The sequence below is a fragment of the Pseudoduganella dura genome (assembly GCF_009727155.1).
In the GTDB taxonomy this organism is placed as follows: domain Bacteria; phylum Pseudomonadota; class Gammaproteobacteria; order Burkholderiales; family Burkholderiaceae_D; genus Rugamonas; species Rugamonas dura.
In genome coordinates this window covers 4,464,670-4,478,132 of the sequence record NZ_WNWM01000002.1, presented here as the reverse complement: position 1 = coordinate 4,478,132, position 13,463 = coordinate 4,464,670, and the positions used below count along the sequence as shown (strand labels likewise).

15 protein-coding genes are annotated in these 13,463 nt (G+C 62.6%); 2 read left to right on the top strand and 13 right to left on the bottom strand.

Annotated features, from left to right (window positions below; genetic code table 11):
- Positions 1-144: 144 nt before the first annotated feature.
- From GJV26_RS19570 to GJV26_RS19535, 8 genes are all read right to left on the bottom strand, one after another.
- A complete protein-coding gene (locus tag GJV26_RS19570) occupies positions 145-1,077 on the bottom strand; it encodes a CysB family HTH-type transcriptional regulator (protein ID WP_155710430.1) in 933 nt (310 codons plus the stop codon).
- On the bottom strand, positions 1,074-2,147 hold the full coding sequence (locus GJV26_RS19565) for a sulfate/molybdate ABC transporter ATP-binding protein (protein WP_155710429.1): 1,074 nt from the start codon (positions 2,145-2,147) through the stop codon (positions 1,074-1,076). Before GJV26_RS19565 ends, GJV26_RS19570 begins: the two co-directional genes overlap by 4 nt.
- 25 nt (positions 2,148-2,172) lie before the next feature.
- Positions 2,173-3,048: a sulfate ABC transporter permease subunit CysW gene (gene cysW, locus GJV26_RS19560; RefSeq protein ID WP_155710428.1), complete on the bottom strand. Its 876-nt coding sequence runs from the start codon at positions 3,046-3,048 to the stop codon at positions 2,173-2,175.
- Between the two features lie 2 nt (positions 3,049-3,050).
- Positions 3,051-3,926: a sulfate ABC transporter permease subunit CysT gene (gene cysT / locus GJV26_RS19555; protein WP_155710427.1), complete on the bottom strand. Its 876-nt coding sequence runs from the start codon at positions 3,924-3,926 to the stop codon at positions 3,051-3,053.
- A gap of 289 nt (positions 3,927-4,215) precedes the next feature.
- Positions 4,216-4,854, bottom strand: a complete 639-nt coding sequence (locus tag GJV26_RS19550) for a peroxiredoxin (protein ID WP_155710426.1) — start codon at positions 4,852-4,854, stop codon at positions 4,216-4,218.
- A 33-nt stretch (positions 4,855-4,887) separates the two neighbouring features.
- The gene (locus tag GJV26_RS19545) at positions 4,888-5,445 is read right to left on the bottom strand and encodes an RBBP9/YdeN family alpha/beta hydrolase (RefSeq protein WP_155710425.1); all 558 of its coding nucleotides are present in this window, start codon (positions 5,443-5,445) and stop codon (positions 4,888-4,890) included.
- 22 nt (positions 5,446-5,467) lie between these two features.
- Complete coding sequence (locus GJV26_RS19540; RefSeq protein WP_155710424.1) at positions 5,468-6,475, bottom strand: sulfate ABC transporter substrate-binding protein; 1,008 nt, start codon at positions 6,473-6,475, stop codon at positions 5,468-5,470.
- A gap of 102 nt (positions 6,476-6,577) precedes the next feature.
- On the bottom strand, positions 6,578-6,964 hold the full coding sequence (locus GJV26_RS19535) for a diacylglycerol kinase (RefSeq protein WP_155710423.1): 387 nt from the start codon (positions 6,962-6,964) through the stop codon (positions 6,578-6,580).
- A gap of 126 nt (positions 6,965-7,090) precedes the next feature.
- Between GJV26_RS19535 and GJV26_RS19530 the strand changes: the two genes are divergently transcribed.
- The gene (locus GJV26_RS19530; protein WP_155710422.1) at positions 7,091-7,873 is read left to right on the top strand and encodes an IclR family transcriptional regulator; all 783 of its coding nucleotides are present in this window, start codon (positions 7,091-7,093) and stop codon (positions 7,871-7,873) included.
- On the opposite strand, the gene GJV26_RS19525 is transcribed toward GJV26_RS19530, so the two are convergent.
- The 3 genes from GJV26_RS19525 to GJV26_RS19515 all read right to left on the bottom strand — a co-directional run bounded on the left by GJV26_RS19525 (position 7,852) and on the right by GJV26_RS19515 (position 10,798).
- Complete coding sequence (locus tag GJV26_RS19525) at positions 7,852-9,042, bottom strand: serine hydrolase (RefSeq protein ID WP_155710421.1); 1,191 nt, start codon at positions 9,040-9,042, stop codon at positions 7,852-7,854. The two genes, GJV26_RS19530 and GJV26_RS19525, sit on opposite strands and share 22 nt — an antisense overlap.
- A gap of 182 nt (positions 9,043-9,224) precedes the next feature.
- On the bottom strand, positions 9,225-9,923 hold the full coding sequence (locus GJV26_RS19520) for a nitroreductase (RefSeq protein ID WP_155710420.1): 699 nt from the start codon (positions 9,921-9,923) through the stop codon (positions 9,225-9,227).
- A gap of 8 nt (positions 9,924-9,931) precedes the next feature.
- Entirely contained in the window at positions 9,932-10,798 is an 867-nt protein-coding gene (locus tag GJV26_RS19515; protein WP_155710419.1) for a DMT family transporter, read from the bottom strand.
- A 178-nt stretch (positions 10,799-10,976) separates the two neighbouring features.
- Here GJV26_RS19515 and phaP point away from each other — a divergent pair, with 178 nt between their 5' ends.
- A complete protein-coding gene (gene phaP / locus GJV26_RS19510) occupies positions 10,977-11,552 on the top strand; it encodes a phasin family protein (RefSeq protein WP_155712596.1) in 576 nt (191 codons plus the stop codon).
- A 379-nt stretch (positions 11,553-11,931) separates the two neighbouring features.
- Here the strand turns inward: phaP and GJV26_RS19505 are convergent, their stop codons facing one another.
- Together GJV26_RS19505 and GJV26_RS19500 are read right to left on the bottom strand one after the other, a co-directional pair.
- On the bottom strand, positions 11,932-12,684 hold the full coding sequence (locus GJV26_RS19505; protein ID WP_155710418.1) for an ABC transporter ATP-binding protein: 753 nt from the start codon (positions 12,682-12,684) through the stop codon (positions 11,932-11,934).
- On the bottom strand, positions 12,684-13,454 hold the full coding sequence (locus tag GJV26_RS19500) for an ABC transporter ATP-binding protein (protein WP_155710417.1): 771 nt from the start codon (positions 13,452-13,454) through the stop codon (positions 12,684-12,686). Before GJV26_RS19500 ends, GJV26_RS19505 begins: the two co-directional genes overlap by 1 nt.
- Positions 13,455-13,463: the final 9 nt, after the last annotated feature.

The following is a 13,463-nucleotide window of genomic DNA, read 5'->3' as shown; positions in this document are numbered from 1 at the left end:
TGTCCGACACTATTTTCTGGCTGATTCGCCCAGAAAATAATGTCCGACACCGGTGCCTCCATCAGTGCCTCGCCGGCGCCGGCTGGCGGCGAACGGGCAAAAAAAACCCGGCAAAAGCCGGGCTCGATTGCAGAAACGGGAAACCTAAGCCGCCTCGGCCCCCAGCAGCGCCTGCTCGATATCGCCGCGCTTGAGCTCCGGAGCGAACTGCGAAATGAATTCGTAGGCATACTGCCGCAGGTAAGCCCCGCGCCGCACGGCCAGCCGCGTGGTGTTGGCGGCGAACAGGTGCGAGGCCTCGATCGCCCGCAGGCCCTTGTCGCGGCCATGGTCGAACGCCATCGACGCCACCAGCCCCACGCCGAGGCCCAGCGCCACGTACTGCTTGATCACGTCGGAGTCCATCGCCGTCAGCACGATGTCCGGCCGCACGCCGGCCTTGTCGAACGCATCGTCGATGTGGCCGCGGCCCGTGAAGCCGACGTCATAGGTGATCAGCTGGAACTCGGCCAGGTCTTCCAGCCGCACCGGCGTGCGCGTCAGCAGCGGGTGGTCGTCCGGCACCACGATCAGGTGGCTCCAGCGGTAGCATGGGAACGACACCAGGTCGGGGAACTGCGACAGGCCTTCGGTAGCGATACCGATATCGGCCTTGCCGGACAACACCCATTCGGCGATGTGCTCGGGCGAACTCTGTTGCAGCGCGATCCGCACATCCGGGAACGTCTTGCGGAAGTGCGACACGGCGCGCGGCAGCGCGTAGCGCGCCTGCGTGTGCGTGGCCGCGACCGTCAGCGTGCCGGTGCTCTGGCCCTTGTATTCCATGCTGGCGTGCTGCAGGTTCTCGGCCTCGATCAGCAGGCGGTCGATGATCTTCAGGATGCCCTTGCCCGGCTCGGTCAGGCCCGTCAGGCGCTTGCCGTTGCGCTCGAAGATGACCACGCCCAGTTCGTCCTCCAGCTCGCGGATCTGGCGGCTCACGCCGGGCTGCGACGTGAACAGCGCATTGGCCACTTCGGTCAGGTTGTAGTTGCGGCGGGCCGCTTCACGGATGGAGCGCAGTTGCTGGAAATTCATATGGAAGCTCCTTCATCGACGAATACGCGCAGGCGCTTGGGACGCACCACCAGGGTTTCACCCTCTTTCAGTCCCAGGTTCTGGAACCGCTCATTGGAAATCGTGGCCTCGATCAGCTGGGCATTGTCGGTGCGTTCCAGGTCCAGCTGGGCCAGCGGGCCGATCGCATGCGCGCGGCGCAGCTTGACGACGATGCCTTCGGCACCGCTGACATAACGGTCCACTTCCATCTCGTGCGGACGCACGTAGGCGGTGCCTTTGCCATCGCGCACGCCGGTATGGGCCGGCACGTCGAGCTGCACGTCCGCGTCGGCCAGCACGCCTTCGTGCACACGGCCATGGAACACGTTCACGTTGCCCAGGAAGCCGTACACGAACGGCGAGGCCGGGTGGTTGTACACCTCGTCCGGCGTGCCGATCTGCTCGACGGTGCCCTTGTTCATCAGCACCACCTGGTCCGCCACTTCGAGCGCCTCTTCCTGGTCGTGCGTGACGAAGATGGACGATACGTGCAGGTCATCGTGCAGGCGGCGCAGCCAGCGGCGCAGTTCCTTGCGCACCTTCGCGTCCAGCGCGCCGAACGGCTCATCGAGCAGCAGGACACGGGGTTCGACCGCCAGGGCACGCGCCAGCGCGATGCGCTGGCGCTGGCCGCCGGAGAGCTGCGGCGGATAGCGGTCGGCCAGCCAATCGAGCTGCACCAGCTCCAGCAGGTCCTTCACCTTGCGGCGGATCTGGTCTTCGGAGGGGCGCTCGCTACGCTGCTTCACGCGCAGGCCGAATGCCACGTTCTCGAACACGGTCATGTGCTTGAACAGCGCGTAATGCTGGAACACGAAGCCCACCTGGCGCTCGCGCACGTGGCGGTCGGAGGCATCCTCGCCGTCGAGCAGCACCTGGCCGGAATCCGGGTGTTCCAGGCCGGCGATACAGCGCAGCAGCGTGGTCTTGCCGCAGCCGGAAGGGCCCAGCAGCGCGGTCAGCTCGCCGGCCGGGAAATCCAGCGACACGTTGTTCAGCGCCACGAAATTGCCAAAGCGCTTGTTGATGTTCTTGACTGCGATGGTCATGTGTTGCTCCCGCCTTGATTGTCCATTAGTTGTCGTTCCCATCGGCATTGCGCGATTCGTGCAGGCGCCACTCGATGAAGGATTTCAGCGCCAGCGTCACCAGTGCGAGCAGTGCCAGCAGCGAGGCAACGGCGAAGGCCGCGACGAAGTTGTATTCGTTGTAGAGGATCTCGACCTGCAGCGGCATCGTGTTGGTCTCGCCGCGGATATGGCCGGAGACGACCGACACGGCGCCGAACTCGCCCATGGCGCGGGCATTACACAGGATCACGCCATACAGCAGGCCCCACTTGATGTTGGGAAGCGTTACGCGGAAGAAGGTCTGCAGGCCGGAGGCCCCCAGCACCACGGCCGCTTCCTCTTCCTCGCTGCCCTGCGCCTGCATCAGCGGAATCAGCTCGCGCGCCACGAACGGGAACGTGATGAAGATGGTCGCGATGACGATGCCGGGCACGGCGAACAGGATCTTGATGTCGTGCTCGGCCAGCCACGGGCCGAACCAGCCTTGCGCGCCGAACAGCAGCACGTAGATCAGGCCGGAGATCACCGGCGACACGGAAAACGGCAGGTCGATCAATGTCAGCAGCAGGCTCTTGCCGCGGAACTCGAACTTGGCGATGGCCCACGAAGCGGCCACGCCGAACACGAGGTTCAGCGGCACCGCGATGGCGGCCGTGATCAGGGTCAGCTTGATGGCGGCGATCGCGTCTTCCTCGCGGATCGCCTCGAAATAGACCTCGGTGCCCTTCTTCAGCGCCTCGGCGAACACGGCGATCAGCGGCACGAACAGGAACAGCGTGAGGAACGCCAGCGCGACGGTGATCAGCGCATAGCGTACCCAGCGTGGTTCCAGCAGTTCGGAGACGGAGGGCAGTTCGCCCCGATGGGAAGTTCCACTCATGCTTATTTACCCGACTTTCCGCGGGCCCAGGCCTGCAACATGTTGATACCCAACAGCATCAGGAACGACACGACGAGCATCACGACGGCAATCGCCGTGGCGCCCGCGTAGTCGTATTGTTCCAGCTTGGTGATGATGAACAGCGGCGTGATCTCGGACACCATCGGCATGTTGCCGGCAATGAAGATCACCGAGCCGTATTCGCCGGTGGCGCGCGCGAACGCGAGCGCAAAGCCCGTCACCAGCGACGGCATCACGGTGGGGAACACCACCTTGGTGAACGTCTGCCAGGACGATGCGCCCAGCGACGCGGCGGCTTCTTCCAGCTCGCGCTCGGCGTCTTCCAGCACCGGCTGCACCGTGCGCACCACGAACGGCAGGCCGATGAACGTGAGGGCCAGCACCACGCCGATCGGCGTGAAGGCCACCTTGATGCCCAGCGTGCCCTCGACGAACTGGCCGATCCAGCCGTTCGATGAGTACAGTGCCGTCAGCGTGATGCCGGCAACCGCCGTCGGCAACGCGAACGGCAGGTCGACCAGCGCATCGATGAAGCGCTTGCCGGGAAAGCGGTAGCGCACCAGCACCCACGCGACGATACCGCCGAAGATCACGTTGATCGTGGCGCCGATCAGCGAGGCGCCGAACGTCAAGCGGTAAGAGGCCATCACGCGCTCGGACGTGACGGCGCTCCAGAAACCTTCCCACGTCATCGTGAAAGTCTTGAGGAACAGCGCCGACAGCGGAATCAGCACGATCAGCGTCAGGTAGAAGATCGTGAAGCCCAGCGAGAGCTTAAAGCCCGGCATCACCCGGTACGGCGCCCTCTTCCTGGCTTCGAACGGTACCGGTTGTGTAACCGGCAGTACTGCAGACATGGTGGCCTCTTATTACATTTTCGGATATTGAGGCCGAAGTCTCGCATCTGGGCGTTATAAACCAAACTAACCTTTTGTCATTTGCTTAGATGCAGGAATCGATATAACGCAACCGTGCGGGCTGTCGACGTGTTCACACCAAAATCATTTCCTGGAACCGGGGTCAGACCCCAATTTTCAGCAATGTTTCCTGAAACCGGGGTCTGACCCCGTTTTTTGGCAACACACCGCCCTAATTTCGGCAACAAAAAACCCGGGCATGCCCGGGTTTGTCGAAGTGCGCCAGCGATTACTTGTTCGGTTGCGGCGTCAGGCGCAGGTACGGTTTCGGGGCGGTGAAGCCTTTCGGGTACTTCTGCTTGATCACTTCCGGATCCTGCACGGTCAGCGGGATGATGACGTCGTCGCCGTCTTTCCAGTTGCCCGGCGTGGCCACGGTGTGCTTGTCGGTCAGCTGCAGCGCATCGATCACGCGCAGGATTTCGTCGAAGTTGCGGCCGGTGCTCATCGGGTAGGTGATCTGCAGGCGGATCTTCTTGGCCGGGTCGATCACGAACAGCGAGCGCACGGTGGCGGTCGCGGATTGTTCAGGATGGATCATGTCGTACAGCGTGGCCACTTTCTTGTCCGCATCGGCGATGATCGGGAAACCTACGACGGTCTTCTGGGTTTCCTCGATATCCTTGATCCATTCCTTGTGCGCGTCGGCCGGGTCGACGGACAGTGCGATCGCTTTCACGTTGCGCTGGTCGAACTCGGGCTTCAGCTTTGCGGTCAGGCCCAGTTCCGTGGTGCACACCGGCGTGAAATCGGCCGGATGCGAGAACAGCACGACCCAGGAATCGCCCGCCCATTCGTGGAACTTGAGGCTGCCGATGGAAGAATCCTGCTCGAAGTCAGGTGCGATGTCGCCAAGGCGTAGCGTCATGAAACTCTCCAGTATCCAGTAATTAGACGAAAATCAATATTGTGTTGTTTTCACATTGTGCGCCCGATCGGCCAACAATTGCAACTGCTGCTGGCCGAACAGCCAGTCCTTCAAACCCGACTCGGCATTGATGTGACCCAGGGCGCCGCCATCGATGAAGGCACTGTCCCATTGCCCTGCCCATTGGCGCGCCCGCTCGAGCGGCATCCACGGGTCGTTGGTGCTGGCGATCATGATCGAAGGGACGGGCAGCGGCGCATCCGGCAGCAGCGCGGCCACGCCGAACTTCTCCGGGTCGGCCGGCGCCACCAGCAGCAGGCCCGCGACATTGGCCGGATCGCGTGCCACGCTGTGCACCGTGGCAAGGCAGCCGAAGCTGTGCGCCACGATCAGTGCGGGCCGGGTGTCGCGCTGCCGGACTTCATCCACCCGCGCGCTCCAGATCGGCAGGATCGGATCGTTCCAGTCATCCTGCCCGATGCGTTCGAAGCCGGGATACAGGCGCTGCCAGCGGCTTTGCCAATGTTCCGGGCCGCTGTCGTGCAGGCCCGGTGCAACCAGCACACGGAATCGTGAAAAACTGCCCGGCATGCGCCTTCTCCCGGTTTGGAAATTACTTCTGGTAGATCTGGTCGAACACGCCGCCGTCGGCGAAGTGCGTCTTCTGCGCCTTGGCCCAGTCGCCGGCCACGTCGCCGATCGTGAACAGTTTCACCGCCGGGAACTGCGCAGCGAATTTCTTCGCTTCCTTCTCCACGGTCGGGCGGTAGTAGTTCTTGGCGATGATTTCCTGCGCGCCATCGGTGTACAGGAAGTTTAGGTAGGCCTCGGCCACCTTGCGGGTGCCGCGCTTGTCGACGACCTTGTCGACCACGGCCACCGGCGGCTCGGCCAGGATCGACACCGACGGTGCCACGATCTCGAACTTGTCCGGGCCCAGTTCCTTGATGGCCAGCAACGCTTCGTTTTCCCAGGCGAGCAGCACGTCGCCGATGCCCCGTTCGACGAACGTGGTGGTGGCACCGCGCGCGCCGGAATCGAGCACCGGCACGTTCTTGTACAGTTTCTTCAGGTAGTCACGCGCGGTGGCATCGGTGCCGCCCGGCTGGCGCAGTGCATAGCCGTATGCGGCCAGGTGGTTCCAGCGCGCACCGCCGGAGGTTTTCGGGTTCGGCGTGATCACCGCCACGCCCGGCTTGACCAGGTCGCCCCAGTCCTTGATGCCTTTCGGGTTGCCCTTGCGGACCAGGAACACGATGGTCGAGCTGTAAGGCGTGGAATTTTTCGCCAGGCGCTTTTGCCAGTCCTTGTTGACCAGGCCCTTTTCGGCGATCGCATCGATGTCGTAGGCCAGCGCCAGCGTGACAACGTCGGCCTGCAGGCCGTCGATCACCGAACGGCCCTGCTTGCCGGAGCCGCCGTGCGACTGCTTGATCTTGACGTCGTCGCCCGTCTTGGCCTTCCACTCCTTGGCGAAGGCGGTGTTCACGTCCTGGTACAGCTCCCGCGTCGGATCGTACGATACGTTCAGCAGGGTGATTTCGGCCGCGTGTGCGGTCAGCGATACGGCAAGGGTCGTAACAACTGCGGCGGCCAGCGTGGAAAGTTTCTTGGACAACATCTGATTCCCCTTATGTTTGGAGAGTGCAGATTAGCTGCTGAGCTTATGATTGAGAACGAACATTTTGACGCTTCGTTATGACAAAATCGTATATGAAGCGTGTTACCAGAAGCGGTTGAACAACACTACGCCCCATGTGGCCATGGCCAGCAGGCAGGCCAGCAGCACGGCCGCACTGCCCAGGTCCTTGGCGTTTTTCGACAATGGATGGCGTTCCAGCGAAATACGGTCGACCACGGCCTCGATCGCCGAATTGATGAGTTCGACAATCAGCACCAGCACGAGCACGGCCATCAGTGCCAGCTTCTGGAACGCCGAGACCGGCAGCAGCAGCGCCACGAGCGCGGCCACAAAGAACAGGATGAGTTCTTGCCGGAATGCGTACTCGTGGCGCCACGCCGTGCGCAAGCCATCGAGCGAATAGGAACAGGCCGCCACGATACGCTTGAGACCGCTCTTGCTCTTGAATTCGCTGACAGGCTGGGACATGGATTCACCGTGGATTGAGGTGCGCCATTATACCGACCGGTTACTCTGGAGCCCCGCTACAATTCCCAATTTTTTCACATCATGGTATAAAGAAGCGGGTACATACTGCACCGCACCAACCACATCATGAAAATCGAATCCGTTCCAGAACAAAAAACGACCATCCAGGTCATCGACCGCATGGTGGGCCTGCTCGATGCGCTGGCCAGGTACCCGGACCCGGTGAGCCTGAAGGAATTGTCGAAGGTGTCGGGCCTGCACCCGTCGACGGCGCACCGGATCCTGAACGACCTGGTGCTGACGCGCTTCGTCGACCGCATCGAACCGGGCACCTACCGGCTCGGCATGCGCCTGCTGGAACTGGGCAATGTCGTCAAGAGCCGGCTCTCGGTGCGCGAGGCGGCGCTGGATTTCATGCGCGCACTGCACAAGAAAACGCAGCAGACGATCAACCTGTCGGTGCGCCAGGGCGACGAAATCGTGTACATCGATCGCGCATTCTCGGAGCGCTCGGGCATGCAGGTGGTGCGGGCCATCGGCGGCCGCGGGCCGCTGCACCTCACGTCGACGGGCAAGCTGTTCCTGTCGGTGGACGAACCCAAGGCGATCCGCGCCTACGCCACCCGTACCGGGCTGGCGGGCCACAACAAGAATTCGATCACGGATCTGTCGCGGCTCGAACGCGAACTGTCGCTGGTGCGTTCGCGCGGCTACGCGCGCGACAACGAGGAACTGGAACTGGGCGTACGCTGCATGGCGGCGGCCATCCGGGACGACAGCGGCAAGCTGGTGGCCGGGCTGTCGATCTCGGCACCGGCCGACCGCCTGCAGGACGACTGGCTCGAAGACCTGGTCAATACCGCCAACCAGATCTCGGCCACGCTGGGTTACATGCCGGCCGCGGAGTGAGTCATCGCGGCGGCGCCGCCGCCGATCACCGCACCGGCGCCGGCGGTTTCAGGGAATGACGCGGGTTTCAGCGCCGTCAGCCATTTTTTCATCCGCATCGCATCGGCCACGCGTGCCGCGGTGCCCTTGGCATCGAGCAGCACCATGATCACGGAACGGCCTTCGATCACCGCCTGCATCATCACGCAGCGGCCCGCCTCGTTGATGAAGCCGGTCTTCTGCAAGCCGATCTGCCAGCCCGAGGTGGGCACGACGAGGCCGTTGGTGGTGCCGAACTGCACCGGACGGCCGTTGCGTTCGACCATTGCTTTCGCATCGGTGGAAAATTCCCGCAGCATCGGGTGCTCATAGGCAGCCATTGCCAGCTTGGCCAGGTCGCGCGCGCTCGCCACGTTCTGCTTCGACAGGCCGGTGGAATCCGCGTAACGCGTTTCCGTCATGCCCAGCGCGCGCGCCTTGGCATTCATCGCGCTCACGAACGCGGGCAAGCCGCCGGGGTAATTGCGGCCCAGCGCGGAGGCAGCCCGGTTTTCCGAGCTCATCAATGCAATATGCAGCATGTTACGGCGGGTCAGCTGGTCCCCCACTTTCAGGCGCGAGCTGGAAAACTTGGCGCGGTCGACATCGTCCTCGGTCACCGTCAGCACTTCATCGAGGTCCTGGTTGGCCTCCACGACCACGAGCCCGGTCATCATCTTCGTGATCGATGCGATCGGCAGCGCCACGCCGGCATTTTTTTCAAACAGCACTTCGGCATTGTTCTGGTCGACCACCAGGGCCACGTTCGATTTCAGGTCGAGCGGATCGCGCGTGAGATTCAGGCCGGCCATGTCGCCCATTGTCGGGCGCGCCAGCGCCGGCACGGCGGCGGCGGCAGCGGCAGCGACAATAACGCGCTGGAATACGACTTTCTTCTTGCCGCGCACGATGACGACACGGCGCACCATCCTGTCCGCCGGTTCGGCCGCCGCCTGGCGGCGGACGCCCGCGCGCTTGACGGCCTTTTTCGTGATGGCGAATTTCCTGACCGCCGTCTTGCTGGCAGCCGATTTCTTGACCGTCGTTTTCTTGACCGCGGTTTTCCTGACACCATCCGCCGCTTGCACGGCAGTGACTGGCACAGTGATGCACAACGCGGAAATCAAAGCGGCAACGATTACTTTGTACATGAGATATCCCCGAATGAGCAGCTGGGCGCGAAGTTAAAGGATCAGTGATGATCAATTGCGCGAATACGTTGCAGTGTAGCAAAACACAGATCGCGCACAACAGAAATTCACATTGCTGAGCACGAAAATTGAGCAGATCGGTAGCGCAATCAACAATCATGACGCAGCGCCGCAACGGAATCTTACCCTTCAATAAACGTGGCAAAACCCTCCACGGGCTCGCGCTCGGTGACGAGCGAGTTCTCGATCCGGGACAGATCGGCAACCCCCAGCGCCATCCCGCACACCACCATTTCATTGTCGGGCAATGCCAGCTCTTCTGCAATGATCGAATGGAATTGTGTGAAAGCCGCTTGCGGACAGGTATCCAGGCCGCGCCCCCTGGCCGCGACCATGATGTTCTGCAAGAACATGCCATAGTCGAGCCACGACCCCTGCTCCATGATCCGGTCGATCGTGAAAATCAGGCCCACCGGCGCATCGAAGAAATGGAAATTGCGGGCATGCTGGGCGGCCATGCCTTCCTTGTTGTCGCGCGTGAGCCCCAGCAGCGCATACAGGTCCCAGCCCACCTTGCGGCGGCGATCGATGTAGGGCGATTTCCATTCGCGCGGATAGTAGGCATATTCCTCTTCGTGGCGGCGATTCTGCTCCGGGTCGCGGTAGGCCCCGGTGATGCGCGCGCACAGCCTGTCGCGGGCGGCGCCCGTCAGCACATAGACCTTCCACGGCTGGGTATTGGTACCGGACGGCGCGCGGCGCGCCACCTCCAGGATCGCGGCGATGTCTTCGCGGGCAACGGGCGTGGGCAGGAATGCGCGGATCGACCGGCGCGACGTGATGGCGGCATCCACCGCCTGCTGTGCTGGACTGGAGATCATCTTTATCCTCATTTGCGAACCACGAAGAACACCCCCGCCACGGCCAGCGCCATGCCGGCCGCGCCGAGGGCGCTGAACGCCTCGCCGAACATCAGCCACGCCATCAGCGCGGTGGTGGGCGGCGTCAGGTAAAGCAGGCTCGTGACCTGGGTCGCGTCGCTGCGGCGGATCAGCGCGAACAACAGGAAGATCGCGCCGATCGACAGGCCCAGCACCGACCAAAGCAACGCGCCGACGAAGCGCGGCGACCACGCGATGGCGTCCAGGGCGGGCGTCAGCGCCTCGAACGCCACGGCAAACGGCAGCGTTGCGATGAAGCAGGCGGAAAACTGGATCGCCGCGCCCGTGCGCAGGTCGAATTGCGGACACCAGCGCTTCTGGTACAACGTGCCGGCCGTGATCGACAGCAACGCACCCAGGCACAGGACAACGGCTTGCCACGACAGGCCCGCCAGCGAGATTTTCGCATAAACGACGAGCGCCACGCCGCCGAGGCCGAACAGCAGCCCCAGCCACTGGCGCGGCGTGACGCGTTCGCCGATCAGGGGCGCCGCGAAGGCCGTCAGGATCGGCTGCATTCCCACGATCAGCGCCGACAGCCCGGCCGGCATGCCCAGCTTGATCGCGCACCACACGCCGGCCAGGTAGCCGCCATGCAGGAGCAGGCCGGCCATGGCGATATGCCCGGCTTTCCCTTTCGGCCACGGTGCCTTGACCAGCCAGACCACCGGCGCCAGCACCGCCACCGCGCAGGCATACCGCATCACGAGGAACGTCAGCGGCGGCGCATAGGGCAGGCCGAATTTGGCGACGATGAATCCCGTACTCCACAGGAAGACGAAAAACAGGGGAATGGGCGACAGGAAGTGCGACATCTTGCAACTTTAGCACGGCCATGTTGATCGAGCAGACGAACTCATGCTTTTGTGCAACGCACAAATTTCGCTTGACTTAAATCTGTGCAGCCGTAAAATTGAGCATGTTGCGTTGCACAATAGCTGGCACAGACTACAGCAAGCTTTCATTCACGATATTCCATTACTGGAGAACCACATGTTTTCGATTCCTGAGCAATTTTCCAATGCGACCAAGGCGAACTTCGAAAGCCAATTCGCGATTTTCACCTCCCTGACGAACAAGGCGTTCGAAGGTGTTGAGAAGCTTGTCGACCTGAACCTGACCGCCGCCAAAGCTTCGCTGGAAGATACCTCCGCTGCCGCCAAGCAGCTGCTGGCCGCCAAGGATCCGCAAGAATTCTTCTCGCTGACCGCCGCCCGCGCCCAGCCGAACGCCGAAAAAGCCATTGCCTACAGCCGCAACCTGGCATCGATCGCCTCGAGCACGGCTGCCGAGTTCTCGAAAGCCGCCGAAGCGCAGATCCTGGAAACCAACCGCAAGGTCATCTCGCTGGTTGACGAAGTGAGCAAGAACGCACCAGCCGGCACCGAAAATGCCGTGGCCCTGTTCAAGTCCGCCCTGGGCAGCGCCAATGCCGGTTACGAACAGATCACCCGCACCGCCAAGCAAGCTGCTGAAACGTACGAAGCCAACGTGAACGCCGCCGTGAGCCAGTTCACCTCCGCCGTGAAATCCGCCCCGGCCGCCAACGCCGCCGCGGCAGCAGCGTAATAGCAGGAACGTAGTAGCAGGAACGTAGGACTTGCGCCGGCCACGCCGGCGCACTGAAAGCATCGCTGTATCAGGTCTCCTCGGCATCCGTGGATCCTCTCAGCGGATGTCCTTCGCACGCCCCGGACTCTGTCCGGGGCTTTTTTTTATCCTCCGGACTCTGTCCGGGGCTTTTTTTTATTCTCCAGACTCTGTCCGGGGCTTTTTTTATTCTCCGGACTCTGTCCGGGGCCTTTTTTTTATTCTCCGGACTCTGTCCGGGGCTTTTTTTTATTCCCCGGACGAAAAATAGGGACGGACCCTGGTTTTCAGGAAATTTCCTGAAAACCAGGGTCCGTCCCCCATTTTCCGGGTCTCCGGGTGCTGCGTTTGCCTGTTCCTACTCGCCCAGGTAAGCCGCCTTCACACGCGGATCGTGCAGCATGTCATCGGCGTTGCCGGTCATCGTGATGGCACCGGAATCCATCACGTAGCCGCGGTCGGCGGCCTGCAGCGCCAGCTTGGCGTTCTGCTCCACCAGCAGGATCGTGATGCCCTGCTTCGACACGTCGCGGATCACTTCGAAGATCTTGTCGACCATGATCGGCGACAGCCCCATCGACGGCTCATCGAGCAGCAGCAAGTGCGGATGGCACATCAGCGCGCGCGCCATCGCCAGCATCTGCTGCTCGCCGCCGGAGAGCGTGCCGGCCAGCTGCGCCGAGCGCTCCTTCAGCCGCGGGAAGATGTCGTACCACCGGGCGATGTCGGCCTCGATGCCGGCCTTGTCGTCGCGCGTGTAGGCACCCATCATCAGGTTTTCCAGGATCGTCATCCGCGTGAAGACGCCCCGCCCTTCCGGCACCATCGCCAGCTTCTTCTCGACCAGGTGGAAGCTTTGCATGCCCTTCAGCGGCTGGCCCAGGTAAGCGATCGTGCCTTCGATCTTGCAGGCCGGCAGCGTGCCGGTGATGGCCTTGAGCGTGGTGGTCTTGCCGGCCCCGTTGGCGCCGATCAGCGTCACCAGTTCGCCTTCGTTCACTTCCAGGTCGATGCCCTTGACGGCCTTGATGCCGCCATAGGCGACCTTCAGGCCGGAAATCCTGAGGACGTTCGTGGTTACGTTGGCAGTTGCGCCTTCAGTTGCCGCCATCAGTGCGACCCTCCCAGATAGGCGTCGATGACAGCCTGGTTGCTTTGGATTTCATGCGGCAGGCCTTCGGCGATCAGCTTGCCGTATTCGAGCACGCTGATACGGTCGCACAGGCCCATCATCAGCTTCACGTCGTGTTCGATCAGCAGCACGGTCTTGCCTTCGGCCTTGATCTTCACCAGCAGCTCGCGCAGTGCCAGCTTTTCGGTGGCGTTCATGCCGGCGGCCGGTTCGTCCAGCGCCAGCAGTTGCGGGTCGGTGGCCAGCGCGCGGGCGATTTCCAGCCGGCGCTGGTCGCCGTACGACAGGTACTTCGACGTGCGGCCGGCAAACTGGCCGATGCCCACGAAGTCCAGCAGTTCCTGGGCACGGATGCGGATCGCCTTTTCTTCGTCGCGCGCCGCCTTGTGGCGGAAGATCGCGCCGAACACGCCCTGGTGCGTGCGCACGTGGCGCCCCACCATCACGTTTTCCAGCGCCGTCATCTCGCCGAACAGGCGGATGTTCTGGAACGTGCGGGCGATGCCCGCCTTGGCCACCGCGTGCGGTGCCGACGGCGAATACGGCTTGCCGGCCAGCTCGAAGGTGCCGGTGTCCGGCTGGTACAGGCCGGTGATCACGTTGAAGAACGTGGTCTTGCCGGCGCCGTTCGGGCCGATCAGGCCGTAGATCTGGCCGCGCTGGATGTTGATGCGCACATCGGTCAGCGCCTGCAGGCCGCCGAACCGCTTGTTGACGCCCTGGATGTTCAGAATGACTGGTTCGCTCATCTTGCTTCC

What these genes read in the sequence shown, in the direction of transcription:
- GJV26_RS19570 (WP_155710430.1), bottom strand. Translation starts at nt 1,077, where the DNA reads ATGAATTTCCAGCAACTGCGCTCCATCCGTGAAGCGGCCCGCCGCAAC.
- GJV26_RS19565 (WP_155710429.1), bottom strand. Translation starts at nt 2,147, where the DNA reads ATGACCATCGCAGTCAAGAACATCAACAAGCGCTTTGGCAATTTCGTG.
- cysW (WP_155710428.1), bottom strand. Translation starts at nt 3,048, where the DNA reads ATGAGTGGAACTTCCCATCGGGGCGAACTGCCCTCCGTCTCCGAACTG.
- cysT (WP_155710427.1), bottom strand. Translation starts at nt 3,926, where the DNA reads ATGTCTGCAGTACTGCCGGTTACACAACCGGTACCGTTCGAAGCCAGG.
- GJV26_RS19550 (WP_155710426.1), bottom strand. Translation starts at nt 4,854, where the DNA reads ATGACGCTACGCCTTGGCGACATCGCACCTGACTTCGAGCAGGATTCT.
- GJV26_RS19545 (WP_155710425.1), bottom strand. Translation starts at nt 5,445, where the DNA reads ATGCCGGGCAGTTTTTCACGATTCCGTGTGCTGGTTGCACCGGGCCTG.
- GJV26_RS19540 (WP_155710424.1), bottom strand. Translation starts at nt 6,475, where the DNA reads ATGTTGTCCAAGAAACTTTCCACGCTGGCCGCCGCAGTTGTTACGACC.
- GJV26_RS19535 (WP_155710423.1), bottom strand. Translation starts at nt 6,964, where the DNA reads ATGTCCCAGCCTGTCAGCGAATTCAAGAGCAAGAGCGGTCTCAAGCGT.
- GJV26_RS19530 (WP_155710422.1), top strand. Translation starts at nt 7,091, where the DNA reads ATGAAAATCGAATCCGTTCCAGAACAAAAAACGACCATCCAGGTCATC.
- GJV26_RS19525 (WP_155710421.1), bottom strand. Translation starts at nt 9,042, where the DNA reads ATGTACAAAGTAATCGTTGCCGCTTTGATTTCCGCGTTGTGCATCACT.
- GJV26_RS19520 (WP_155710420.1), bottom strand. Translation starts at nt 9,923, where the DNA reads ATGATCTCCAGTCCAGCACAGCAGGCGGTGGATGCCGCCATCACGTCG.
- GJV26_RS19515 (WP_155710419.1), bottom strand. Translation starts at nt 10,798, where the DNA reads ATGTCGCACTTCCTGTCGCCCATTCCCCTGTTTTTCGTCTTCCTGTGG.
- phaP (WP_155712596.1), top strand. Translation starts at nt 10,977, where the DNA reads ATGTTTTCGATTCCTGAGCAATTTTCCAATGCGACCAAGGCGAACTTC.
- GJV26_RS19505 (WP_155710418.1), bottom strand. Translation starts at nt 12,684, where the DNA reads ATGGCGGCAACTGAAGGCGCAACTGCCAACGTAACCACGAACGTCCTC.
- GJV26_RS19500 (WP_155710417.1), bottom strand. Translation starts at nt 13,454, where the DNA reads ATGAGCGAACCAGTCATTCTGAACATCCAGGGCGTCAACAAGCGGTTC.